This window comes from Burkholderia savannae (assembly GCF_001524445.2).
Classification (GTDB): Bacteria; Pseudomonadota; Gammaproteobacteria; order Burkholderiales; family Burkholderiaceae; genus Burkholderia; species Burkholderia savannae.
The window spans coordinates 518212-543141 of sequence record NZ_CP013418.1; the positions used below are offsets into that span (position 1 = coordinate 518212).

At 69.8% G+C, this 24930-nt stretch carries 20 protein-coding genes; 8 read left to right on the forward strand and 12 right to left on the reverse strand.

What is annotated here, in order from left to right:
• Positions 1 to 313: 313 nt before the first annotated feature.
• Positions 314 to 1849, forward strand: coding sequence for a threonine ammonia-lyase, biosynthetic (ilvA, locus tag WS78_RS23255; RefSeq protein ID WP_060823166.1), 1536 nt, complete (start codon positions 314 to 316; stop codon positions 1847 to 1849).
• On the opposite strand, the gene WS78_RS23260 is transcribed toward ilvA, so the two are convergent.
• Positions 1828 to 2538 carry a TetR/AcrR family transcriptional regulator gene (locus tag WS78_RS23260; RefSeq protein WP_059582240.1) on the reverse strand — a complete coding sequence of 237 codons (711 nt, stop codon included), beginning with the start codon at positions 2536 to 2538 and terminating at the stop codon, positions 1828 to 1830. The genes ilvA and WS78_RS23260 overlap by 22 nt on opposite strands.
• Before the next feature lie 78 nt (positions 2539 to 2616).
• Here WS78_RS23260 and WS78_RS23265 point away from each other — a divergent pair, with 78 nt between their 5' ends.
• Positions 2617 to 3915, forward strand: a complete 1299-nt coding sequence (locus WS78_RS23265) for a protoporphyrinogen/coproporphyrinogen oxidase (RefSeq protein WP_059582236.1) — start codon at positions 2617 to 2619, stop codon at positions 3913 to 3915.
• Positions 3916 to 4364: 449 nt separating this feature from the next.
• On the opposite strand, the gene WS78_RS38060 is transcribed toward WS78_RS23265, so the two are convergent.
• The gene (locus WS78_RS38060; RefSeq protein ID WP_257789113.1) at positions 4365 to 4499 is read right to left on the reverse strand and encodes a hypothetical protein; all 135 of its coding nucleotides are present in this window, start codon (positions 4497 to 4499) and stop codon (positions 4365 to 4367) included.
• A gap of 198 nt (positions 4500 to 4697) precedes the next feature.
• Here WS78_RS38060 and WS78_RS23275 point away from each other — a divergent pair, with 198 nt between their 5' ends.
• The gene (locus WS78_RS23275; protein ID WP_197419493.1) at positions 4698 to 5861 is read left to right on the forward strand and encodes an NRAMP family divalent metal transporter; all 1164 of its coding nucleotides are present in this window, start codon (positions 4698 to 4700) and stop codon (positions 5859 to 5861) included.
• A gap of 432 nt (positions 5862 to 6293) precedes the next feature.
• Here the strand turns inward: WS78_RS23275 and WS78_RS23285 are convergent, their stop codons facing one another.
• Both WS78_RS23285 and WS78_RS23290 read right to left on the reverse strand, forming a co-directional pair.
• Complete coding sequence (locus WS78_RS23285; protein ID WP_059582233.1) at positions 6294 to 7358, reverse strand: DMT family transporter; 1065 nt, start codon at positions 7356 to 7358, stop codon at positions 6294 to 6296.
• A gap of 517 nt (positions 7359 to 7875) precedes the next feature.
• Positions 7876 to 8466, reverse strand: a complete 591-nt coding sequence (locus WS78_RS23290; protein ID WP_059582229.1) for an IMPACT family protein — start codon at positions 8464 to 8466, stop codon at positions 7876 to 7878.
• A gap of 255 nt (positions 8467 to 8721) precedes the next feature.
• On the opposite strand from WS78_RS23290, the gene WS78_RS23295 reads away from it, so the two are divergent.
• The gene (locus WS78_RS23295; protein ID WP_059582225.1) at positions 8722 to 9360 is read left to right on the forward strand and encodes a hypothetical protein; all 639 of its coding nucleotides are present in this window, start codon (positions 8722 to 8724) and stop codon (positions 9358 to 9360) included.
• A gap of 86 nt (positions 9361 to 9446) precedes the next feature.
• On the opposite strand, the gene WS78_RS23300 is transcribed toward WS78_RS23295, so the two are convergent.
• The 7 genes from WS78_RS23300 to WS78_RS23335 form a co-directional block, all read right to left on the reverse strand.
• Positions 9447 to 10382 (reverse strand): DUF2894 domain-containing protein, encoded by a 936-nt coding sequence (locus WS78_RS23300; RefSeq protein WP_059582274.1) that lies wholly within the window; start codon positions 10380 to 10382, stop codon positions 9447 to 9449.
• The gene (locus WS78_RS23305; RefSeq protein ID WP_059582220.1) at positions 10375 to 11022 is read right to left on the reverse strand and encodes an OmpA family protein; all 648 of its coding nucleotides are present in this window, start codon (positions 11020 to 11022) and stop codon (positions 10375 to 10377) included. Before WS78_RS23305 ends, WS78_RS23300 begins: the two co-directional genes overlap by 8 nt.
• Complete coding sequence (locus WS78_RS23310) at positions 11019 to 13595, reverse strand: DUF802 domain-containing protein (protein ID WP_059582215.1); 2577 nt, start codon at positions 13593 to 13595, stop codon at positions 11019 to 11021. The genes WS78_RS23305 and WS78_RS23310 overlap by 4 nt, the downstream gene beginning before the upstream one ends.
• 10 nt (positions 13596 to 13605) lie before the next feature.
• Positions 13606 to 14364 carry a DUF3348 domain-containing protein gene (locus tag WS78_RS23315; protein WP_059582212.1) on the reverse strand — a complete coding sequence of 253 codons (759 nt, stop codon included), beginning with the start codon at positions 14362 to 14364 and terminating at the stop codon, positions 13606 to 13608.
• Positions 14365 to 15016: 652 nt separating this feature from the next.
• Positions 15017 to 16003: an aldo/keto reductase gene (locus WS78_RS23325; RefSeq protein WP_059582207.1), complete on the reverse strand. Its 987-nt coding sequence runs from the start codon at positions 16001 to 16003 to the stop codon at positions 15017 to 15019.
• A 52-nt stretch (positions 16004 to 16055) separates the two neighbouring features.
• Entirely contained in the window at positions 16056 to 17330 is a 1275-nt protein-coding gene (locus WS78_RS23330) for an MFS transporter (RefSeq protein WP_059582203.1), read from the reverse strand.
• Positions 17331 to 17438: 108 nt separating this feature from the next.
• On the reverse strand, positions 17439 to 18323 hold the full coding sequence (locus tag WS78_RS23335) for an MBL fold metallo-hydrolase (protein ID WP_059582199.1): 885 nt from the start codon (positions 18321 to 18323) through the stop codon (positions 17439 to 17441).
• A 115-nt stretch (positions 18324 to 18438) separates the two neighbouring features.
• On the opposite strand from WS78_RS23335, the gene WS78_RS23340 reads away from it, so the two are divergent.
• Both WS78_RS23340 and WS78_RS23345 read left to right on the forward strand, forming a co-directional pair.
• Positions 18439 to 19377 (forward strand): LysR substrate-binding domain-containing protein, encoded by a 939-nt coding sequence (locus WS78_RS23340; RefSeq protein ID WP_038747906.1) that lies wholly within the window; start codon positions 18439 to 18441, stop codon positions 19375 to 19377.
• Positions 19378 to 19561: 184 nt separating this feature from the next.
• Entirely contained in the window at positions 19562 to 19894 is a 333-nt protein-coding gene (locus WS78_RS23345; protein ID WP_038747902.1) for a DUF2322 family protein, read from the forward strand.
• A gap of 61 nt (positions 19895 to 19955) precedes the next feature.
• Here the strand turns inward: WS78_RS23345 and WS78_RS23350 are convergent, their stop codons facing one another.
• Positions 19956 to 21893: a M66 family metalloprotease gene (locus tag WS78_RS23350; protein ID WP_082717378.1), complete on the reverse strand. Its 1938-nt coding sequence runs from the start codon at positions 21891 to 21893 to the stop codon at positions 19956 to 19958.
• Positions 21894 to 22278: 385 nt separating this feature from the next.
• On the opposite strand from WS78_RS23350, the gene WS78_RS36210 reads away from it, so the two are divergent.
• The gene (locus WS78_RS36210; RefSeq protein ID WP_145986877.1) at positions 22279 to 22542 is read left to right on the forward strand and encodes a hypothetical protein; all 264 of its coding nucleotides are present in this window, start codon (positions 22279 to 22281) and stop codon (positions 22540 to 22542) included.
• Between the two features lie 1195 nt (positions 22543 to 23737).
• Complete coding sequence (locus WS78_RS23355; protein ID WP_059582195.1) at positions 23738 to 24895, forward strand: iron-containing alcohol dehydrogenase; 1158 nt, start codon at positions 23738 to 23740, stop codon at positions 24893 to 24895.
• Positions 24896 to 24930: the final 35 nt, after the last annotated feature.

A 24930-nucleotide genomic window follows, 5' to 3' on the forward strand; every position in this document is an offset into this window, starting at 1 on the left:
CGAATGCAATATGTCAGGATGTGCCGCGCGTCACGAACGCGGCGCCGGCGTGCGCCGGGCGGGATTGACAAACCGTGCGCGCTACCGCAAGCTTGCGCACATGAATTCCTATGGCTTTCGCATCGCGCACATTATTCGCACCATTCATCGAATGGTGGGTTAGCGCGCGTACGAAAGCATTTACAGCAACCCGCCCCGTGAGGCGGGTTTTTTGTTTCCGTCTCCCGGGCGTCCACTCCCAGGAGAGCCTGCCATGCAGTCAGACGACGCCGTCACGGAAACCCCCGAAGCCCGCACGCGAGCCGCGCCCGCGATGCGCGCGGCGAGCGCGCTCGACGAATACCTGAAGCTGATTCTGAACGCGCGCGTCTATGACGTCGCGCGCGAGACGGCGCTCGAGCTTGCGCCGAACCTGTCGGCGCGCGTGCGCAACACGGTCTGGCTGAAGCGCGAGGATACGCAGCCGGTGTTCTCGTTCAAGATCCGCGGCGCGTACAACAAGATGGCGCATCTGTCCGCCGACGCGCTCGCGCGCGGCGTGATCACCGCGTCTGCGGGCAATCATGCGCAGGGCGTCGCGCTCGCGGCGGCGCGGCTTCGCGTGAAGGCGACGATCGTCGTGCCGGAGACGGCGCCGCGCGTGAAGGTCGATGCGGTGCGCGCGCACGGCGGCGCGTTCGTCGAAGTCGTGCAGGCGGGCGAATCGTACAGCGATGCGTATGCGTACGCGCTGCGCGTGCAGCAGCGCGACCGGCTCGCGTTCATCCCGGCGTTCGACGATCCGCACGTGATCGCGGGCCAGGGCACGGTCGCGATGGAAATCCTGCGCCAGCATCAGGGGCCGATCCACGCGATCTTCGTGCCGATCGGCGGCGGCAGCCTGGCCGCGGGCGTGGCCGCGTACGTGAAGGCGGTGCGGCCCGAGATCAAGGTGATCGGCGTGCAGACCGACGATTCGTGCGCGATGAAGCGCTCGCTCGACGCGGGCGAGCGCGTCGAGCTCGCCGAGGTCGGCCTCTTCTCCGACGGCACCGCGGTGAAGCGCGTCGGCGAGGAGACGTTCCGGCTCTGCACCGCGTATCTCGACGACGTCTTGACCGTCGACACCGACGCGCTCTGCGCGGCGATCAAGGACGTGTTCCAGGACACGCGCAGCGTGCTCGAGCCCGCCGGCTCGCTCGCGGTCGCGGGCGCGAAGCGGTATGCGGAGCGCGAAGGCATCGAAGGCGAGACGCTCGTCGCGATCACGTCCGGCGCGAACATGAATTTCGACCGGATGCGCTTCGTCGCCGAGCGCGCCGAAGTGGGCGAGGCGCGCGAAGCGGTGTTCGCGGTGACGCTCCCCGAGGAGCGCGGCAGCTTCAAGCGCTTCTGCTCGCTCGTCGGCGAGCGCAACGTGACCGAGTTCAACTACCGGATCGCCGACGCGCAATCGGCGCACATCTTCGTCGGCGTGCAGATCAAGCGGCGCGACGAATCGGACGAGATCGCGCGCAACTTCGCCGTGCACGGCTTCGACACTGTCGATCTGAGCGGCGACGAACTCGCGAAGCAGCATGTGAGGCACATGGTCGGCGGCCGCTCGCCGCTCGCGCACGACGAGCGGCTGTTCCGCTTCGAATTCCCCGAGCGGCCGGGCGCGCTGATGAAGTTCCTGTCGTCGATGGCGCCCGACTGGAACATCAGCCTGTTCCACTACCGCAATCAGGGCGGCGATGCGAGCTCGATCCTCGTCGGCCTTCAGGTGCCGCGGGCGGACGACGCGGCGTTCGACCGCTTCCTTGCGACGCTCGGCTATCCGCAGCGCGAGGAAACCGGCCATCCCGCTTATCGGCTGTTTCTCGGCTGACGATCGCCGCGCGAACGGCGCGCGGCCGGCTTGCTCGCCCGCCGCGCCGGAGCGGCGGGCGGGGCCGGAGCCGGAGCAACATCGGTATCGGTATCGGCATCGGTATCGGCATCGCGATCGGCGTGGCCGTCGGCTTCGACGTCGCCCGCCGGCGGCAGCCGCTTGCCGAGCGCGAGCAGCGAGCGGAACAGCGCCGCGAAATCGTCCGGGCCCATCGGCAGCGCGCTTTGCTGCGCGCCGACGAAGCACAGGTAGGACACCTGCGCGAACAGCGCCGCGTCTGACTCGCTGCGCAGCGTCTGCCTGCAGAACGCATGCGCGGCCGCGAGCCGCGCGCGATCGGCGCGGCGCTGGAATTCGGCGACGAGCGGCTCGTGCAGCGACCACGTCCGGATCGCCGCCTCGCGGCGCGGGTTCATCCGCGACGCCGCGGCGAGATAGCGGTCGAGCGCGGTCTCGGGCGGCTCGTCGCCTTGCAGCAGCGCGATCGCCTGCGTCGTGTAGGCCGCTTCCCATTCGGCGAGCAGCGCGAGAACGAACGCCTTCCGGCTGCCGAAGTGATGGTAGAACGCGCCGCGCGTGACGCCCAGGCGGCGCGCGAGCTGGTCGGCTGACACGCCTTGCGCGCCTTCGTCGTCGAGCGCGGCGAGGCCCGCCGCGATCCAGTCCGCTCTTGTCGTTCTTGCCATGAAAACGTACAGGCTTTGTATGGTCCGATCGTGGCGGCTATTGTACGGCCTCGTTCAACCCTCGAGGTCGTCCTCGCCATGCACGTACTCGTCGTCGGAGCAGGAATCGCCGGGCTGGCCGCCGGCTGGCAATTGAAGCGGGGCGGGTGCGACGTCACCGTCGTCGAGGCCGCCGAGCGCCCGGGCGGGCGGATTCGCAGCGTGCCGTTCCACGGTCACGTGATCGAATGCGGCGCGCAGTTTCCGTCGTCCGGCTATCGGCATCTGATGCCGCTCTTCGGCGAGGCGGGGCTCGCGGCGCGGCTCGTGAAGACGTCGCCGTGGGCGGCGTTCGAGCGCGGCGAGCGGCTCTTTCGCGTGCATGCGCGCCGTCCGTGGACGATTCCCGCGAGCGGCCTGCTCGGCTGGCGCGACAGCCTGCGCGTCGGCCGCGCGCGCGCCGCGCTGCTCGCGCGGATTCGCGCGCTCGATCCGAATCGCTACGCGGCGTTCGCCGAATTCGACGATGCCGACGCCGCGCAATGGGCCGAGCAGACGTTCGGGCGCGCGGCCGTCGACGCGATCTTCGCGCCGATGATTCATGGGCTCTATTTCCAGTCGCTGCGCGGTTCGTCGCGCGCGCTGCTCGCCGCCGTCACCGGCTTCGACGGCGCGCACACGCTGGCGGTGGCGGGCGGCTGGCAGACGTTGCCCGGCGCGCTCGCGGCCCGGCTCGACGTGCGCTACGGCGCGCCCGTCGACGCGCTGTCGGCGGACTCGGGCGGCGTGACGGCGCGCGTCGGCGATCGCGCGCTGCGCTTCGACGCCGCGATCGTCGCGACGCCCGCGACCGTCGCGCGCCGCATCTGGCGCGCGCAAACCGACGCGGAGCGCGTGCTGCTCGCGACCGGCTACGCGCGTGCCGTGCACGTCGCGTTCGGTCTCGCGCCGGGCTGGCGTGCGCCGGCGCGGCTGCGGCGCGTGTACGGCGCGCTGCTGTCGCCGGATGCGCGCCGCATCGCCGCATTGACGTTCGAGCGCGGGCGCGGGATCGGCGACGGGGGCGGCGAAGTCGTGTCGGCGATGCTCGGGCATGCATGCGCGAGCGCGTTGCGCTACGCGTCGGACGACGAGATCGCGCGCGTCGCGCTCGACGACGCGCACACGTTGCTGCCGGGGCTTGCCGACGCGGTCGTGGCGACGCACGTGCAGCGCTGGGACGCGGCGGAGCCGTTGTCGCCCGTCGGCCGTGCGCGCGCGATCGCCGCGTACCGCGCGAGCGCGGACGCGCGCCGGCGCGTGCTGTTCGCGGGCGACTACATGGGCTCGCCGTGGACCGACGGCGCGGCGGAGACGGGGCGGTGGGCCGCGCGCCGGCTGCTCGAAGCGCGTGCGTGACGCGATCTGCCGCAGCCGGCGCGCGTGAGCGCCGCGGCGTTCGAGGCGCGTGCGCGTCGGCCGCCGGCGGCGGGCAGCGCGCGGGAGGGGGCGCTTACGGCGCGGCGGCGGCGCCCGTTGCAAACGAACGGGCGCGCGCGGCCGCGAGCGCACGATGATCGAGCCGGACGAACGAAGGCGACGACGAAGACGCGACGGCGCGGCCGTTCCGGCCCGCCGCGGGCGATCGGCGCATGTCCGACGCGTGCGTGCGTTCCCGGAATGGCGTGCGCGACGGGCTGGCGCATCGGAAGGCGTCGCTTCCGGTCTTGTCGATGCCCGGCGCGCGAGCGCGCACGTCTCGCCGCGGTCGCGGCGAATCTTCCGCCGCGCTCGCTGCCGCGGTCACGCGCGCGCGGCGGCGCGCTGTTTTGCCGCGCGGCCGCTACGGTCGTTCGGCATGCGGCCGCTCACTTGAGCTGGCTGATGCCCCAGATCGCGATCAGCAAGCCCGCGCCGAAGCCGATGCCAAGCAGAATATAGGTTTCCATATCGAATCCACGGATGAAGTGATCGTCGCGGCAGGAAGCGGCGCGGCGGCGCAATCGCGGTCGGCATGCGCCGTGCCGCCGTGCGCCGGTTCGCCGCGGCTCGCGCCGGCCGCGCCCGGCGCGCTACAATCGGCCGCCGCATACTACCGACGCAACCTTTCAGTAACCATGCCGGGCTCTTCCGTTCCGCCGAAATCGACTCCGCCCGCGCGCCTGCGATGGGCGGCGCTATGGGGGCCGGGGCTTCTCGTCATGCTCGCCGACTGCGACGCCGGGAACGTCGTCACCGCCGCGCAAGCCGGCGTGCAGTGGGGCGTCGGTCCGCTGATGCTGCTGCTCGGCCTCGTGCCGCTGCTGTACATGATTCAGGAGCTGACCGTGCGGCTCGGCATCTTCACGGGACGCGGCCACGGCGAACTGATCCGCGAGCATTTCGGCGCGGGATGGGCGTGGCTGTCGGCGGCCGGCCTCGTCGTCGCGGTGCTCGGTTCGCTCGTGACCGAATTCACGGGCGTCGCCGGCATCGGCGAGATGTTCGGCGTGCCGCGCTCGGTCAGCCTGCCGGCCGCCGTCGCGCTGCTGATCGCGATCGTGATGACGGGCTCGCACAAGCGCGTCGACAAGGCGGCGATCGTGATCGGCGCGTTCGAGCTGACGTTCTTCGTCGTCGCGTGGAAGGCACATCCGCAATGGCGGGGGCTGCTGTCGGCGGCCGCGCGGCCGGCCGCCGGCGCGCCGTTCGGCTATCTCGCGGCCGCGCTGATCGGCGCGACCTTCAACCCGTGGATGGTCTTCTATCAGCAGGCGGCCGTCGCCGACAAACGGCTCGGGCCGGACGACCATCGCGCGGCGCGCGCCGAGACGGCCGTGGGCGCGGTGCTCACGCAGTTGCTGACGGGCGCGGTGCTCGTCGCGGCCGCGGCGACGCTCGCCGGCGACGGTGCGTCGCGCACGCTCGGCAGCGTCGGCGAGATCAGCGCGGCGCTCGAAACGGTGGTCGGTCCGCACGCGGCGCGCGTGCTGTTCGGCGCGGGCGTGCTGGGCGCGTCGATGGTCGCGGCGATCGTCTGCTCGCTGTCGCTCGCGTGGGGGCTCGGCGAGGTGGCCGGCTACGAGCGCTCGCTCGACGACCGGCCGACGCGCGCGCCCTGGTTCTACGGAATCTATGTCGCGGCGGTCGCGGGCTGCGCGGCGATCGTGTGGGTCGCGCCCGATCTGGTGTCGCTGAACGTCGCGGCGCAGGTGGTCAACGCGGTGATGCTGCCGCTCGTCGCGGGGTTGCTCGTCGCGCTCGCGGCAATCGCGCTGCCGCCGGCGCAGCGGCCGCGCGGCGCCTATCTGTGGATCGTGTCGGCGGTGGCGGCGGCGGTGAGCGTCGCGGGAATCGTCGGGGCGGCTTCGGGGGTGTGGTCGTGATGGCGTGACGGCGGCGTGCGAGCGTCGATTCGATTCGACGGTGGACGCACCGTTTGCCGAAGTCGACGCCGACGCCGCAGCCAAGTCGAGCGAGACCGGCGCAATCTGGGCTGACGCCAAGCGGAAGTCACGAGCCGCGAGTCTGAAGCTCGTGTTTCACGCGTCGTACTTCGCGGCTTGCAGGTCGAAGCTCAAAGCTCGCTTCGCCGCTCACGCCTCGAAGCTCACGACTCGAAGCTCACGCCTCGAAGCTCACGACTCGAAGCTCACGCCTCGAAGCTCACGACTCGAAGCTCACGACTCGAAGCTCACGACTCGAAGCTCACGACTCGAAGTTCGACGCCGACGGCCCAAAGTTCCCCAAGCCCCAACCGCAAGGCTCCGAGTTCAACTCGCCAAGTTGCAATGCCGGCTGCGTTCCGACGCTCGCCGTCAGTGCGAATGCCGGTGATGAATGTCCGGAAAGTGCGCGTGCGTATGCGTGATCGGCGCATGCCGATGCGGATGCGTGTGCGGCTCCGCGCCGTCCCAGTCGAAATCGTGCGTGTGCTGATGATGCTCGTCGTGGCGATGCCGGTGGCTGTGCTCGAGCGCGTCGTGCGTGTGCGCGTGCTCGTGCCGCTCGCGCAGATGCAGCCAGATGCCGATCGCCATCAGCGCCGCGGCCGCCCAGAACGACAGCGGCGGCCACTCGGGCCACAGTGCGAGCGACAGTCCGACGCCGAACAGCGGCGCGACCGAAAAATACGCGCCGGTCCGCGCGGTGCCAAGGTTGCGCAGCGCGACGACGAACAGCACGAGGCTCACGCCGTAGCCGGCGAAGCCCGTGAGCATCGCGGCGGCCGTCGACGCGGCGGCGGGCAGTTTCGCGCCGAGCGCGAGCGCAATGCCGAGATTGACCGGGCCCGCGACGAGGCCCTTGATGCACGCGATCGTCGCGGCGTCGTTGGTCGAAACCTTGCGCGTCAGGTTGTTGTCGATCGCCCAGCACGCGCAGGCGGCCGCGACGAGCAGCGCGCCGAGCGGCACGCCCGCCGCGCCCGGATGCCACGACAGCAGCGCGCCGCCCGAGACGATCGCGACCATGCCGGCGAAGATCGGTGCGTCGACGTTCTCGCGGAACACGACCCACGCAATGACCGCGGTGAACACGCCTTCGAGATTCAGCAGCAGCGCGCTTGTCGCGGCGGGCGTCGTCGCGAGGCCGAGCATCAGCAGCGCGGGGCCCGCGACGCCGCCTGCCGCGACCGCGCCCGCGAGCCATGGAAGCTCGGCGGGCGGCACTCGCGACTGCTCGGCCTGCGACGCGTCGGCGCCGCGCGCGAGCCGGCGAATCAATATGAACGTCGCGAGGCCGATGCCGCTGCCGAGATAGAAGAGGCCTGCGACCATGAACGGCGTGAGCGAGCCGAGCAGCGTCTTCGCGAGCGGCGTGGTGGCGCCGAACAGCGCGGCGGCGAGGAGTGCGGTGAAAGCCGCGTTCATGCGTGCGGACATGGGCGTGGCGCGGGCGGCGCGGATCGACGTGAAAAAGTGACGCCACGATAGCGCAAACCGGGGGCGGCGGCCATTCGTTTCGTGGCGGGCGGGAACGTCGGCGGGGGCGTTGGCCGGATCGATCCCGCCGTCGTGCGATCGATTCTGACGGGACGACGGACTGAGGAGCGGATGGGGCGGCGAATCGGCCGAGCGGTGATTCGGCAAATCGTTGGGCTGGCAGGCTGGTGGATCGGTGGATCGGCGAGTTGGCGGGGGCGCAGGGCGACGAGGCGACGAGGCGACAACAGCGGCAACAGCGGCAACAGCGGCAACAGCGGCAACAGCCGTCGCCGAATGTCCGCTTCGAATCGTCGACTGCGCGTTCCGTGCTCGCCGACGCCCCTGGCTGACCGCTGCGGCGCAAAAATGCCGCGTGGCGCGGCACGGCACGGGATGCGCCGCGCATCCATCCGGCGCAAGCCCATCGCCGGCACCCGTCGCATCGCCCGGCGTTCCGTGCGCGGCCTCGCGCTCGTCAGTCGACTGAAGGAAACCCGGCGCGCCCTTGCGTCAGATCGAACAACGTGTCGCGCGCCGCGCCGAGCGCATTCGCGGGCAGCCGGATCACGAGCTTCACCGTCATGCCGTACGCGCTGTCGACGAGGTCGTGGCCTTCCTGCTCGATCCAGCGGCGCACGCGCGCTTCGTCCGGATAGCCGGTCTCGATCGCGAGCCGCGCGTACGCGATGCGCTCGATGCGCTCGGCGTCGAGGAGCGCGGCGGCGATCGCGTCGGTGTACGCGCGCACGAGGCCGCCCGCGCCGAGCTTCACGCCGCCGAAGTAGCGGACGACCGCGCCGAGCACGCCGTCGAGATCGTGATGGCGCAGCACTTCGAGAATCGGCCGGCCGGCGGTGCCGGACGGCTCGCCGTCGTCCGACATCCCGGACTGGCCGCCCGCGAGCAGCGCCCAGCAGACGTGCGTCGCGCCCGGATGCTCGGTGCGCAGCCGCTGCAACTCGGCCATCGCCGCGTCGCGGCCCTCGACCGGGATCGCGTATGCGATGAACCGGCTCTTGCGGATCTCGAGTTCCCGAATGTAAGTGGTGGCGAGTGAGTAAGTCATGTTCGGGATGCCGTTGAATCCAGAAAAATCGATGAAGCCGGGAACGTTGCGCCCCGATCGGCGTTGACCGAGACGAATGCGTTCGGGGCCGATTCGCCTGCATGGCGTCTGCCCGCGCCGCGCATGACGAAACGGAAGAACGGGAGAATTTTACAGTGGCGAGCATCGAGGCATTTCGCGGCCGCGAACGCAACGCGGACTACTTGCCGTATCGCCCGCGCCTTCGGCGCGAGCAAGTCGAGATGGCGTCGCTCGATGTCGAGTCCGGACAAGCCGGCGAACCAGGTGCCCCGGCTCGGCGGCGCATTTCTCTGGCGGCAGGTGTATAACGCGGTGTCGAGCGGCGCGTCGGCGATCAAGATCGCGATGTTCGACGAAGTCAACGAGGGGACGGCGATCTTCAAGGCGGCCGGCAAGCGAGGCGATGCGCCCGACCAGGGATATTGGCTGACGCTCGATGCCGACGGGCGCGCGCTCCCGAGCGACTGGTATCTGCGATTCGCTTACGAGGCGGGGCGCGTGGTGCGCGGCGAATCGCCCGCGACCGACGTGGTGCCGGCCAATCCCGGGCCGCAGGCGGCCGGCGTGCCCGCGTGCGGCGCGCTCGGGCCGAACCAGGGGCTTGCCGTGGGGCCGGCGCTCGTGTCGTGCGACGGCCGGTTCAAGCTCGTGCTCCAGAGCGACGGAAATCTCGTCACCTACCAAGGCGGCGCGGCGGTGTGGAGCAACGGCGTGTCGTCGCAGATCGCCGCGCGGGTCGTGATGCAGGCGGACGGCAATCTCGTCGAATACGACACCGCGGGGCGGCCGCTCTGGAACAGCGGCACCGCCGGCCGTGCCGGCGCATACGCGCAGTTGCAGAGCGACGGCCGGTTCGTGGTGACGGGCGGGTAGCGTTCCGGGGGGGCGCGCGGCCGGCGCCGCGCTGCGGCGCGGTTTGCGCGGCTCGTGCGGCTCGCGCGGCGCGCCGAAACGCGGCGTTACCGCGATTTCCTTCGCGCGCCCTTCTTCGTGGCGGCGCTTCCGGCGCGCGCCGCGTCGCCGCTCGCGGCGTCGTCGTCGCCGTTCATCTGCTCGAGCCACGACAACGCATCGACATACGAGAGGAACTGCCGCAGATACTCGGGCGACAGCTCGCGCATCAGCGACAGCGACCGGTGCACGAGGCTGCTCGAATTGAGCGGTCCGGCGTTCTTCGGCACTTGTTCGAGCGAGGCGAGCAACTGGCTGTCCGCGCTGACCTTCGACCAGGTTTGCCGGAAGTAGTCGAGCATGTCCGGTTCCGCGCGAAGGGCGCGGCGGTTGCGGTTCGCGGCGTCATTGGCGTCATTGGCGCCGGCGGACGGGCCGCCCGCGTTCGGGCGCGCCTGGCCGCCGATGTAGTCGAGCAGTGCGGCGAGCGGCCCGCGTGCGGGTGCGGGCGGCGCAGGCGTCGGCGTCGATGCGGGCATCGACGCCGATTCCAATGCCGGCGTCAACGCTGGAGCCGAAGCCGAAGCCGAAGCCGAAGCCGAAGCCGAAGCCGAAGCCGAAGCCGAAGCCGAAGCCGGAGCCGGAGCCGGAGCCGAAGCCGGAGCCGGAGCCGGAGCCGGAGCCGACGCCGAAGCCGAAGCCGAAGCCGAAGCCGATGCAGAAGCCGATGCAGAAGCCGATGCAGAAGCCGATGCCGATTCCAATGCCGACGCCGCGTCTTCGGCCGCATCGGCGGCCGAAGACGCGCGCCGAAGATCGTCCGCGTACGCATCGATCAGCGCCGACAGCCGCGCATCCAGAATCCGGCGCGCGTCGCCGGTGTGGTCGGCCGCGCGCCGCCGCAGCGCATCGATGAAGCGAAAGCGCATGGGGTCGAGCCGATCCGCGCCGCGCGTGCGCCATGCGTCGAGCGTTTCTTGCGCGCGGGCCGCAGCGTCATTCATGGCGTTCACCGTCGCCGGCCGTCGGCCGCGGAACCGGTGCGATCTCGACGCGCCGGTTCTTCGCGCGCCCCGTATCGTCCGAGTTCGGGCTCACGGGCTGCTCGGAGCCGAACGCCGCCGCGAACACCGACGCCGCCGGCACGCCTTCGTCGATGAACGCGCGCGTCACCGTCAGCGCGCGCTTGGCCGACAGCTCCCAGTTGTCCGCGAAGCGGCGATTGCCCGCGCGCACCTGGAGGTCGTCCGCGAAGCCGCTCACCATCAGGATCTCGTGATTCGCGCTGAGGTAAGCCGCGAGCGGCCCGGCGAGGCTCTTCAGCAGATCGCGGCCGGCCGGCTGCAGCTCGTCGGAGTTCAGCGCGAACAGCACGCTGCCGCTGATGCCGATGCGTCCGTTGACGAGCGTCACGCGTCCCGCCGCGAGCGGGCCCGCCAGCGCCTGTTCGAGCGTCTTGCGGCGCTGCGTTTCCATCTGCCGTTGCCTGACCTCGGCGTCGAGCTTCGACGACAGCTCGAGCTGCACGCCGATCACGCCGACGAGAATCAGCACGAACGCGCCGAGCAGCACCGACATCAGGTCGCCGAACGCGGCCCAGATCGGCGCGGTCTGTTCGAGGCCGCCGTCGATTTCGTCGCTCATGCCGCTTCGGCTCCGACGGATGCCTGCCGGCCGGCGACGCGCTGCAGGTCTTCGATGATCTGCTTCTGCGACAGCATGCTCAGGTCGATGATTTCACGCGCCTGCGCGACGTAATAGGCGAGTTGCTCGTCACTGCGCGCGAGCGACTTGTCGAGCGCGGCTTCGATGCGCTGCAGATGCGCGACGAGCGTGTCGTTCGATTCGCCGAACGACTGGACGGCCGCGCCGAACGCTTCGCCGAGGCTCGCGACTTCGACCGCGCTGCCCGTCACCTGCGCGGCGACGGCGCCGAGCCTGCCGGTTTCGGCGTCGATCCGCTCGGTGAATTGTGCGCCGACGCGTTGCAACAGGTCGGCGCTCGTCGCGACGAGTGCGTCGACGGCCGTGCGCTGCTCGGTCGACGCGTGGTTGACCGCATCGAGAAGGGTTTCGAGCGTGGCGAGCAGCCGGCTTCGCTCCTCGAGCATCGCGGTGTCGCGGACCATGCTGTCGGAGAGCTTCTGACGCAGCTCGGCGACGACTTCGGCCGCGGCCTTCGGCGCTTCCGACGCGGCCTGCACGAGCCGGGAGATCTCGGCGATCGTGTCGCGCGCATGCGCTTGCGTTTGGGCGGAGATGTCGCGTGAGGTTTGCGCGAGCGCGTCGCAGATTTCCTGTTGCCGGTTCGCGGCGTGCGCGCTCGTTTGTTCCCATTCGGTGCCGAGCTTCGCGGCCATCGTTGCGAGCGAATCGGTCCACGTCGTCAGGCGCTGTTGATCGCGCGATTCGAGCGTCGTCTGCAAGTTCGAATGCGATTCGCTCATCGTGCGCAGCAGCGCAGCGGTATGTTGCTCGAACGCGGCGGCTTGAGCGGAGATGTCGCGTGCGGTTTGCGTGAGCGCGTCGCAGATTTCCTGTTGCCGGTTCGCGGCGTGCGCGCTCGTTTGTTCCCATTCGGTGCCGAGCTTCGCGGCCATCGTTGCGAGCGAATCGGTCCACGTCGTCAGGCGTTGTTGATCGCGCGATTCGAGCGTCGTCTGCAAGTTCGAATGCGATTCGCTCATCGTGCGCAGCAGCGCAGCGGTATGTTGCTCGAACGCGGCGGCTTGAGCGGAGATGTCGCGCGAGGTTTGCGTGAGCGCGTCGCAGATTTCCTGTTGCCGGTTCGCGGCGTGCACGCTCGTTTGCTCCCATTCGGTGCCGAGCTTCGCGGCCATCGTTGCGAGCGAATCGGTCCACGCGGCCAGGCGCAGCTCGTCGCGCGACGCCAGATCCTTCTGCAGATCCGCATGCGATTGGCCCACCGTGCGCAGCAGCGCGGCCGAGTGCTGCTCGAACGTCGCGGCGGCCGCGTCGAGCGCCTGCCGGTTGCGCTCGGCCAGCGTCTCGTTGGCCCGCTCCTGACGCGACAGCGCGTCGTTCCACGCCGCGGACACGCTGCCCGCCGTCGCGTCGAGGCGCGCCGAGACGCCGTCGAGCAGGCCCGCCGAGCGTTGCTCGAACGATTCGACGAAGCGGTCCGCCGAGCCGTGCAGGCGCTGCGCGAGCGCGTCGCTTGAGCGCTGATGTTCGTCGAGCGCGTTGCGCCAGACGTTCGCGACGTTCGTCGCCGTCGCGTCGAAGCCGGCCGACAGCCCGTCGAGCTGCCGCTGCACAGCCTGCGCGACGGCGTCGTGGAGCGCGGTCGTCTCGCGTGCGAGCGCCGCCATCGTGGTTTCCATGACGGGCTGCAACGCCGAGCCGGCCACGCGCGCGCTCTCGGCGGCGCTGTCCTTCAGCGACTGCCCGACCGACGACGCGAGGCGCGCATACGTCTCTTCCGCCTTGCCGAGAAACGCTTGCTGGCCGGCGATCTGCCGCTCGGCCGACGCAATGCCTTGCTGCTCGAGCGTCGTCATCATCGTCTGCAGCCGATCGACCAGCGTGGGCATCATGTCGGCCTGCCGCTGCAGCAGCCTGAAGGTCTCGTCGCGCTGATGGGCGTGCGAGTGCACGCGCAGCGTCGTCGCGATCTTCGCGTCGAGCGCCTGCGCGGCCTGGAGCCGCTCGCGCCGGCAAAGCGCGGACAGGAGGCCCAGCATCGCGGACGCGGACACGCCGGCGATCGAGGTGCCGAACGCGAATCCGAGCCCCTTGACGGGCGCGGCGAGCGACGCGCGGATCGCATGCAGGTCCGTCGCGCTCTCGAGCGCGGCGCCGGTGCCCCGGAGCGTCATGACCATGCCGAGGAGCGTGCCCAGCATGCCGAGCAGCACGAGCAGGCCGACCAGATACGGCGTCAGTGCGGGGCCCGGCAGCGCGACGCGCTCGCCTTCGACGCGCAGGCGCACCGCGTGGCGCAGGCTCGGATGCAGCCGTTCGAGCCACGCCCGCAATTCGGACGGCGGCTCGGACAGGTCCGCGACCGCGTGCGCGAGCGTGGACGTGGCCTGCTGATAGCGGCGCAGTTCGAGCGCGCCGGCAAGATAGCAGGCGGCGATCACGACGGTCACGGCGAGCGCGAGCGGATTCGACGCGGCATAGCCCGCGCCGATCCAGCAGACCGCGGCGAGACCGGCGAAAAAGAAAACGAGATGAACGTGATGTCTGGACATGGGGGCCCGGTTAGCTGGCGCGAAGGGCGGCGAGCAGCCCTTCGACCGGTTGAAAACGAACTTCCAGCTCGGTGAGCAGCACGCTTTGCATATCCTTGCGGAACGCGTCGAGCCACGCGCCCGGCGTGGCCGCGGCGGCGTTCACGGCGGCGTTGGCTTCGGCGTCGGCAAGGCGTTGCTGCTCGGCCCGGCGCAGGCGCTCGAAATACGCGCCGAGCAGCTTCGGCACGCACGCGAGCAGGCTCCGCTCGCGCACGGCGAGCGCGCGCTCCATCGTCGCGTCGAGCACCGCGAGCCGGGCGAGGGCGGGCGTGCGGGCGGCCATCGTCTGCCGCAGGCGGCCGCGCAGGTCGCCGATGTCGATCTCCATCGCCTGCTGCATCGACAGGTAGTCGTGGCGAAAAAGCGTGAAATCGGCGGGCGCGTCCGCCGCCGCGTCGCGGGCGGCGGACGGCGCGACGCTGTCGCGTCCGGCGGCGAGCGCGCCCGTGCGGGCGATCGCTTTCGCGAGCGACGCGCGCACGCGCGCGCATTGGCCGCTTGCGTTGTCGCGGTCGCCGTCGCCGTCGGCGCGCGCGCCGGCCGCCGCGGCGGGCGGACTCATGCCGAGCGCCGACGACAGCGCGATCGCGTCGGTCCACGCGAGCCATTGGCTCAGCCGGTCCGACAGCGACTGCCTGGATTCCGGCACGTCGGCGTCCGCCAGGCGAGCAAGCAAGCGGATCAGCGCCGGTCCGCCGAGCGCTCTATGTTGCGGGGCTTGCACCATGCCACGAGTGTCAGTTTCGAAAAAAGGCAGCAGTTTACACGTTGGCGAGGGGCGGGCCGCCACTTCTTGGCGATCGGCGAGGCCGACGGGCGTCGATGCCTGATGCCGCGGGCGGGCGGATCATCGTGTCGGGCCGCGCGCAAACGCGCGCGATCGCGCGTGGGGAAGCCGGTTCTCAGCCGGGCGCGCGAGCGAAGGTGGGTGTGGTCCGCCTGCCGGCGCGCCCGTTGTCGACGGTATTTCGGCTGCATTTCGGCTGCATTTCGGCTGCATTTCGGCTGCATTTTTGCGGCATTCGGCTGCAACTCGCCGAAGACGCGGCTTGCGCGCGGCGGTCGGGATGCGGTCGGCGTTCTCGATGCGCGCGCGGTGTTCGCGCGCACGACGCCCGTCGACCGCTTCGGCGCGACGCGGATCTCGGCGGGCGACTGCGCGCCAACCGTTGGGCGTCAGCGCCGTTCGTGTCCGGCGGACGTTCGCCGGGCGGGCCGGCAGCAACCGCTCGCGCGCATGCACGCCCGGGGATTGCGCGCTTGCGCGCCCGAGCGATCACGGATCGCGGCGCATGCGTCATCGAACGCGATCGCTCGGCGGCGGCGCGGCAAGCGCGGACGCACCGCGTGTTCGCGCGGACGTTGCGCGCCGCGCACGCTCAATGCCGATCGATCAGCGTCGCCCGTTCGTTCGAGTACCGGTTGCCGTGCACCGTGACGCCCGCGAGCGCGCGCTCGATCTCGCGAAGATCCTCCGGCGTCAGCTCGATCGCCGCCGCGTCGACGTTCTCATCCAGACGATGCAGCTTGCTCGTGCCGGGAATCGGAACGATCCACGGCCTTTGAGCCAGAAGCCACGCGAGCGCGATCTGGGCGGGCGTCGCGTGCTTGCGCCGCGCGATCTGGTCGAGCCGGGCGACGACGCCGAGGTTCGACTCGCGCACGCCGGGCGCGAAGCGGGGAGACGCGCGGCGGGGATCGTCGCGCCCGAACGTCGTGCTTGCGGTGATCGCGCCGGTCAGAAAGCCCTTGCCGAGCGGGCTGAAGGAAACGAAGCCGATGCCGAGCGCGTCGAGCGTCGGCAGGATCGCCGTCTCGGGCTCGCGCCACCACAGCGAGAACTCGCTTTGCAGCGCGGCGACGGGCTGCACCGCGTGCGCGCGCCGGATCGTCTGCGCGCCGGCTTCCGACAACCCGAAATGCCGGACCTTGCCTTGCCGGATGAGATCCTGCACGGTTCCCGCGAGGTCCTCGATCGGCACGTCCGGGTCGACGCGATGCTGGTAGAAGAGATCGATGTAGTCGGTCCGCAGGCGCGTCAGGGCGGCGTCGGCGACCGCCCGGATACGCGCCGGACGGCTGTCCGGGCGCGCGCGAAGCTCGCCGTCGCGAAATCCGAACTTAGTCGCGATCACGACCTCGCGGCGAAACGGCGCGAGCGCTTCGCCGACGAGCGTCTCGTTGGTGTGCGGGCCATAGGCTTCGGCGGTGTCGAAGAACGTCACGCCGCGCTCGAACGCCGCTCGCACGATTCCGATCGCGTCCTGCCTGCCGGGCGCCGGCCCGTAGGCCGCGCTCAACCCCATGCAGCCGAAGCCCATCGCCGACACTTCCAGGCCGCCAGCGCCGAGTTTGCGTTTTTCCATTTCCGTCTCCTTGGGCCCGCCGGGCGGGCCCGGCCGCTGATCGGCCGCTTCGTCATGCGCAACGCGCGGCCGCGGCGCGAGCGTGCTTCGTCACGCGCGTGATGCAGATGAGGCTGATGACCGCGGCGCCGCACACGTAGAAGCCGGGCGCGATCTTCGAGCCGGTCGACGCGATCAGGTAGGTGATGAGAAACGGCGTGAAGCCGCCGAACGTCGCCGCGGTGAAGTCGTGCGCGATCGACACGCCCACCGTGCGGATCGACGGCGGAAACAGGTCGCACAGCAGCGCGGGCATCGGCGCCTGATACGACGTCATCAGCAGGCCGAGAACGAACTGGCTGATCAGAAGCGACGCGATCCCCGGATGCGACACGACGAACTCGAACGCCGGGATCACGATCAGCGCGATCAGGATCGCGCCGGTGCGCATCACGCGCAGCCGCCCGAATCGGTCCGACAGGCGGCCGAACACCGGCGAGAACGCGGCTTGAACCACGCCCGTCAGGATGGTCGCGGCGAACGCGCTCGTCTGCGGCAGGCCGAGCGTGCGCACCGCATAGGTCGGAAGATAGTAGGCGAGCGCATATGACGACACCGACACGAGCACGAACGTGCCGATCGATAGCACGCAGAGCGCCGGATGCTCGCGGATCGCTTCGCGCACCGGCGTCGCGTGTCGCGGCGCGATCGTCTTGTCGTTGACCTCGGGGACGTTGCGCCGCATGTACACGGCGACCGGAATGATCGCGAGCCCGATGAAGAACGGGATGCGCCAGCCCCAGTGCAGGATCTGCTCCGAGGTCAGCGACGCCGAGATGACGACGCCCGTCAGCCCCGCGAACACCGACGTCAAGCCTTGCGCCGCGATCTGGAAGCTCGAGTAGAATCCCCGATCCGCGGCGGGCGCGCGCTGCACGATGAACGTGATGCCCGAGCCGTATTCGCCGCCCGAGGAAAAACCCTGAACGAGCCGGGCGATCACCATCACGGCCGTCGCGGCGCCGCCGATCGACGAATAGGTCGGCGTCAGCGCGATCATCGCCGTGCCGAGTCCCATCAGCGTCACCGTGAGCGTGAGCGCGGCCTTCGCGCTCACCCGGTCCGCGTACGAACTGAGCACGAGCGCGCCGAGCGGCTTCACGAGATACGAGCCGCCGAACGTGCCGACGGTCGCGAGCAGCGAGACGAGCGGATCGGAATGCGGAAAGAAGAGCTTCGAGATCGTGACCGAGAAGTACAGGTACGCGAACAGGTCATACCATTCGAGCGTCGTGCCGATGACGGCGGCGGCGATCGCCTTTTTTTCGACGGGCCGGATGGACGCCATGTCTGCCTCGCAGGCGGAGGGCCGAACGTATTGCTCTAGCATATTCACGAAATGCCCCGAAGGTGGATGGCGGCGATGCGGGCGGCCCGCGCCGCCGCCGGTCGGCGGTTAGTCGAGCTTGCTCGCCTGAGGTCCGGATACCGGAATCTCCATGCGATCCGAGCCGAAGAAGATGTTGCCGCTGTAGATCCGGCTCATCTCGACGATGACGCGCTCGCGCACGCCCGGCTTGTCGAACTGCTCCGTCACGTGCGAGATGACGAGATTCTTCGCGTTTGCCTGCCGGGCCGCCTGCGCCACCTCGAGATGGCCGGCCGTGAAAGCGGCGAACGTCCTGCTGGGCGCGGTGCCGCTCAGGTAGTGGCACATGTGCACGAGCACGTCGCAATCCTTCGCGAGCCGATCGAGCGCCGGGCACGGGCCGGTGTCGCCCGAATACACGATCGACTGGCCGTCGTGATCGATTCGATAGCCGTACGAAACGAGATGGGGCGCGAAGTGATTCACGGCAACGGCCTGCACGGTCCATTCGTTTTCAGTAACCGTCGCGAGCGGCGACAGCTCCGTGACGACCGGCCGCGGCCGCGCGCGCGCGCCTTCGCCGCCGCGCGCGCGATACACGTCGATGCTCGCCTGGTTCTCCGTGCGCGAAACGAGATCCGGGCCGAAAGCGCCGTCGTCGCCGAACAGGCGATCGGTGATTTTCCGCAGCGGCGGCGGCCCGTACACCTTCAGCTCCGGGATTCTGCCCGCGCCCTGATCCCACCGCGTGAGCAGAAGCCGCGGGTAGTCGCCCATGTGATCGTAGTGGTGATGGCTGAAGAACGCATGCGAGATGCGCGTCGCGGGAACGCCGAGTTCGAGCAGGCGATGGTGCGAGCCGAATCCGTGATCGAACACGATGTAGTCGCCGCCCGCTTCGACGAGATAGCCCGAGCACATCCGGCTGGTTGAGGGCGTGGGCGTGCCGGTGCCCAAGAGCCACAGTTTCATCTGACCTCCAAGTCACGAGTCGTGGTGCGTGCCGCACCTGTGAGCCCGATACTAGTTCGGCCATATAACTCGGCATTGAAATATACTGAACGCGCGATAACCAAATGGAAACGCCATGCGAAGCCGGGACGAGCAGCTGTTGGCCGCGTTGACGCAGCGGCTGAAAGCGCGGCACTTCGTGCTGCTGTCGTCGATTCATCGCCATCGTACGCTGCGCAAGGTGGCCGACGAGATGAACCTCAGCCAGCCGGCGATCACGAAGGCGTTGCAGGAACTGGAGGAGATCGTCGGTGCGGCGCTCTTCGAGCGGACCGCGCGAGGGCTCGTGCCGACGCCGGCCGCCGACATGCTCGTGTCGCGAAGCGCCGCCTTCCTGGCGGATCTGCGCAATCTCGCGGGCGATCTCACGGCGATCGAGGACGGCTTTCACGGCGTCGTGAGGATCGGCGTCATCCATTTCATTGCGTACGGCATCCTGACGAAAGCGATGGATGCGCTGCGGGAGCGCGGATTCAACTATCGCTTCGCGGTGCGCGACGGCGACACCGATACGGTGGTCGGCATGCTGCGGCGTCACGAGATCGACTGCGCGATCGCGCGGCTCACGCACGAAAGCGCCGGCGAGATCGAGCAGGAGGTCCTCTACGTTCAGCAGCCCGTACTGCTTTCGAGCCGCGGCTACCGCGCTCCGAAGGGCCGGGGCGCGACGATCGACGCGGTCGCCGGCGCGCAATGGGTCCTGCCGCCGAAGGCCACGCCGACGCGGCGCGCGTTCGACGAGATGCTCGTCAGGCGCGGCGTCGTGATCGGCGAGCCGCTCGTCGAAACGACGTCGGTGACGGTCATCGAGGCCGTGCTGGCCGCGAACGACGAAGCCGTCACGATGCTGCCGCGCGACCTGGCGGAGGAAGTCGCGCACGGCGGCGCGTGCCGCATCCTGCCGATCGATCTCGATTTCGCGCTGCCGGCCGTGTGCCTCGTCACGCGGCAGGACATGGCGGGCGACCGGACGCTCGACGCGCTCAAGCGCGCGATCCGGGCGGCCGCGGCGTAGCGGCGCGGCGGCGCGAACGACGTGTTCCGGATACTTTGCGGATGGGGGCGACGCGCATCGGGGCGACGTCGGCGAGCTGCCCGCCGATGAGCCGCTCTCGCGCCGCGTATGCGTCATGCATGCGCACGCGATCGGCTAAGATACGCCCCGCCGAACTTTTCCCCGACCATACGGAGTGACAGCAGTGATTCAGCCGACCCGCGCATTCAAGGACAACCTCGCCCAATTGCCCGCCATCGACGGCATCGAGCGCATCGATCTCGTCGACGCGAAGGGCGCGGTGGTGGCGAGCATCGAGAACAAGCCGGGCAAGCAGGGCTCGCTGGCCGTGTATCACTATCTGCGCGAGACGTTCGGCGCGCTCGACGCCGACGCCGCCGAGCACGGCCTCGCGGTGTTCGCCGAGCACACCGCCGATGCGCGCGACCGTCCGGGCGCGCATCCGAACGTCGACCGGCTGCTCGCGATCGCGGCGGGCGGCGAGGCGCTGCGCATCGACGTCGTCGCGCGAGCCTGAACGGTGCGCCGCGCGCCCGGGCTTCGCGTCGGGCCGCGCCGCGCGCCCGAGCGCCGCGACGTCACCGGCTGAGCAGCACGGTCGGATTCGCGGGCATGCCGTTCCACACCGTCGGTGTGTCGAGCAGCTCGATCTTGCCGATGGGCTGGTCGCCCGGCACGTTGATCGCCCACACGCGCAAGCTGCTGCCGCTGAGCGGATTGGCCGCGTTGGCGTTGTCGACGGTGGGCGTCCACCACGCACGGAATCCGCCCTGCAGCACGCGATACGCGCGGCTGCCGTCCGCATACGTGACGCGCAGCGTGTAGTCGCAGCCGCTGCCTTTGCAGTACCACGGATACGTGCCCTTATCGACGGTGATCGCCTGGCGGTCCGCCGCGGAGGTCGGATCGAACGTCGCGATCAGGTTCCCCGTGTACGTGAACGGCGGATAGATGTACGACGCGCCCGCCGAACCGGCCTTGCTGAAGCTCACGATGATCGTGTGCACCGGCACGCCGGTTCGCACGGGCAGATTCTGGTTGACGCCGTAGAGCCCCTTGCCGTCGGTCGTCGGCGTGTACGGCGCGCGCGCCTGCGCGGCCGCGTCCCACTTGCTGTAGCCGCTGGGCGAAGCGGGATCGATCAGCACGCGCGATTCGATCCATGCCTGCATCCGGCCCGTGTTGTAGTCCGAGAACGTCGCGAACTTGTAGCCGCTCGATTGATCGCCGGCGCCGCTTTGCATGGGGTCCTGCTTGTAGCAGCGGCCCTGCGCGTCGACCTGATGCGAGCTCGCGCACTTCGCATGGCTCGACGCGGTGGCGGGCACGAGCACGTCGAGGAACTCGCGGCGGTTCGGGTCGTAGCCCCACGCCGATCCGTTCAGGCTGCCGCCCGCGTACGGATAGGCGCCCTTCGCATATTCGTCTCCCGCGTGGCCGAGGCCGAACGCGTGCCCCTGTTCGTGAATGAAGATGCCGGTGTAACGATGATCGCCGACCGACGCGCCCGAGCCGACGCCGCCCAGTCCGCCGCCGAGGTTCGCGAACTTCCCGCTCGAATTCAGCGCGAGCAGCGGCGCGTAGTACTGATCGTTGAGTGCGCCGTCGCCGTTCGCGGTGCGCATGCTCGAAATCAGCGTGAGCATCGCGCTCATCACGCCGTAGCCGTCCTTCTGCTGATCGAGCGCGGTCACCGCATAGGCGGGCTGAGCCGCGCCGGCGCGATCGGCGCGCGGACCGACGACGACCGTCGCGAGGCTGAAGCGCCCGGCCGGGTGCGTGCGGACCTTCACGTCCGACGTCGGCCATTTCGCGGAGATCTCCTGCTGCGTGGCGGCGTCGGGCGCCTGCGTCGCGGACAGCGGCGGCGAATTGGCGTCGTCGGCGCCGAACAGATAGAACGGCAGGATCGTCAGTTGCACGTCGGCGTCGGTGCCGAACACCGGGGCCTGCGCGACGCTCGGCGTGTAGTTGGCCGCCGACACGCTGAACGAGACGCTCGGCACCATCCACGCGGCGGGCACGACGGCGCTCCAGCGGTCGCCCGCATACGCGCGGCCGTTGGACTCGGTCGGCGGCAGCGCGGACGGCGGGTTCAGCGCCAGCGCGCCGAGCTTCGCGCCGTTGCGCCACGCTTGCAGGACGGGCTGCGCGGCGTCCGCCTGGCCGATGGCGACCAATGCGAGCGCGTCGCGCCCGCCGATCAGGCGAAGCCTCGTGCTGGCATTCGGGAGCGCCCAGCTCAAGCCGCCGCTCGGCACCACGTGAGTCTGCGCGAATTCCAGCTTGTCGATCGAGATCTGCCCGATCGACGTGCTGCTGGAAGGCGGCGTGGGCGTGACGCCCGGCGTATTGCCGGCCGTTTCGGGGGCGTTCGTCGTCGCGGGCGCGGCGGGTGCGGCGGCGCCGTTCGCATTCGACGCATCGGAGGAGCCGTCGCCTCCGCACGCGGCGAGCAGCAGGGCGGAAAGCGAAGCGGCGAGGGCGGCTCGCGACGTGATGCGAGTGGTCGTCATGTGCGTTGTGTCGTTGTTGGAAAAGGGGTGGTGGAGCGTGTGCGGCAGATCGGCCGTCGGTCGGGCCGGGGCCGGGACGGCGGTCTTCTCGCGCGTGTCGTTTCTCGTTTCTCGAATCGATTCGATTCGATTCGATTCGATTCGGCCCGGCTCGGCTCGTTTCGAAGCGCCGCCGTCACCGCGGCATCGGCACCGGATGCGCGGACGCGGCGTCGAACGGGAAGGCTGAAGCGTGCCGTGACGTCGGCGCGGGCGTGTTCTTCATTTGCTCTGTACTCCGGATGACATGCGGAACGTGAAATCCTGCGCATGATAAACGCAACGCATCGTGAAGATATTGACGCGTCGTGCATGTCGTCGCTCGGTGCTCCTCGCTCGGTGCCCGATGGTCGTCGCGGATGTCGAAAACGGGGCGCGCCGTTCAGACATGTTCGGCATGTCCAAGCATGGCCTGCGGCGAGCGTGCGATGCGCGCATTCGACGAAGCCCGCGTCGCAGCGCATGGCGCATGAGCGATTGCGCGTCGGTCGGCACGGTTTCGTCGCGCGCCGTGGCGATCATCGTGGGCGATCGGATTCGAACGAGATCGCGCAGGCGCCTGGTCATGGCGCGCCGGCTAATCGGCGGCGATCTGTGCGATGGCGAATGATCGATTGCCGGGCGCGGTGTGCGCCGTGAATCTCGAGCGCGTCGTTTCCGCGAGCAAGCGGCGGCGGCCGCATCGAGCGTGATTGCCGATTCTTGGATCGATGCGCGGGATCGTTCGGACGACTTGTCGGCGTGGGCGTTGAATGCGGGAGACGGCGGGCGGTTCGGCTCGAATGGTCGGTGCGCGAGCGCCGCTTTTCACGCGGGCGGCGCGCACCCGAGCGACGCGCGTGGTCCGCCGCGGCAGCGGCGAGATGGGCCGCTCATTGGCCGCTCATGGGCGCGACTCGGCTGCGGCCGCGCGGGCTTCCGCAACATCCGATGCCGCTCTAGACGACCGGTCTAATTGTGCTATGATGCGCGCCATGATCTTTCGCTCGACTGCGCACGTGCGCCGCGCGTCCTGAACGCCGCGACGCGAGGCCGATCGCGCTTCCGCACTGGGTTTTGGCGGGCTGGCTCGAGCGAAATGCTCGCGGCGGAGGACATCCCGAAAGAGGTGCTCCGCCGCTGCCTCGATTTGACGGAGGCTTTGTAGGAAGCGTTCGGCGGAGCGCGGTCCGGCGCCTGTTCGGGCGGCTGCCTCGCGCGTCGCGCGCGCGGCTGGCCGGCCGGGGCGGGCGCGGTGCACTCGAGGCGCGCGCAGGCGCAACGGGCCGAACACTCGGCACGGCGACGATGCGGAGTGTGTTGACGCGCGGCTTCGACGCGGGCCGCGAATCGTCGCGCGTTACGCGGCCAGCGTCGAAGCCTCGCGCGCTGATGGTTCGCTCGAGCGGATCGCACGCCGGTGCACGGCGGCCTGCGGCGCTGCGTTGGCAGGCTGTTGAAAAGCCGGCTTGCGAGGTGCTCGCACGTGGTTTTCGGGGATGGTCTCACACCCCTTGCCCGAGTCGCACGAGCGGTTTTTCGTGCGTTCCGAGAGGTCGACAAGTTGTGTTTTGCCGCCCCCTCGCAGAAAGAATTTCAACGGCGCGCCGGGCACGGCGGCCCGGCGACCCGGCGATGGCGACGCGGCATCGAAACGATGCCGCGCAGCTGGAGGCCGCTTGAAGCCGTGGCGGCGGCGACGTCGCCGCGCATGGATGTGCCGCAGCCGAGTCGTCGATCGGCCGGGCATCGAAGCAAGGCGCGCATGAGCGTGCCTTCTTTTGAGTCCGTTTATAGACGACTGGTCTACTTTTGATGGAGCAAACATGCAGAATTTCGATTTCTACAATCCGACCCGGATCGTCTTCGGCGAGAACACCGTTGCGCGGCTGAACGAGCTGCTGCCGGCCGCGGCCCGCGTGCTCGTGCTGTACGGCGGCGAGAGCGCGCGCAGCAACGGCACGCTCGACGAGGTCCGCGCCGCGCTCGGCGCGCGCGACGTGCGCGAGTTCGGCGGGATCGAGCCGAATCCGACCTACGAGACGCTGATGAAGGCGGTCGAGCTGGTGCGGCGCGAGCGCGTCGATTTTCTGCTCGCGGTCGGCGGCGGATCGGTGATCGACGGCACGAAGTTCGTCGCGGCCGCCGTGCCGTTCGCGGGCGATCCGTGGAGCATCCTCGAGACGCACGGCGCGAACGTCGCGGCCGCGCTGCCGTTCGGCAGCGTGCTGACGTTGCCCGCCACCGGCTCGGAGATGAACAGCGGCGCGGTCGTCACGCGCCGCGCGACGCACGCGAAGCTCGCGTTCCGCCACCCGCTCGTGTTCCCGAAATTCTCGATCCTCGATCCGACGAAGACGTACACGCTGCCGCCGCGGCAAGTCGCGAACGGCGTCGTCGACGCGTTCACGCACATCGTCGAGCAGTATCTGACGTATCCGGCCGACGGCCTCGCGCAGGACCGCTTCGCCGAGGGCCTCTTGCAGACGCTGATCGAGATCGGCCCGAAGGCGATTGCCGAGCCGCACGACTACGCGATCCGCGCGAACCTGATGTGGGTCGCGACGCTCGCGCTGAACGGTCTGATCGGCGCGGGCGTGCCGCAGGACTGGGCGACGCACATGGTCGGCCACGAACTCACCGCGCGCTACGACATCGATCACGCGCGCACGCTCGCCGTCGTGCTGCCGTCGATGCTCCAGGTGCGGCGCGACGCGAAGCGTGCGAAGCTGTTGCAGTACGCGGCGCGCGTGTGGAACATCGTCGACGGCGCCGAGGACGAGCGCATCGACGCGGCGATCGAGCGCACGCGCGCGTTCTTCGAGAGCCTCGACGTGAAGACTCGCCTTGCCGACTACGGCGTGGGCGCCGACGCGATCGACGGTCTCGTCGCGCAGCTCGATGCGCACGGCATGACGCAGCTCGGCGAGCGCAGGGACGTCACGCTCGACGTGAGCCGCCGCGTGCTCGAGGCAAGCCTGTGATTCCAAGCCGCTTCGAATCGTCGAAGCTCGGCGGC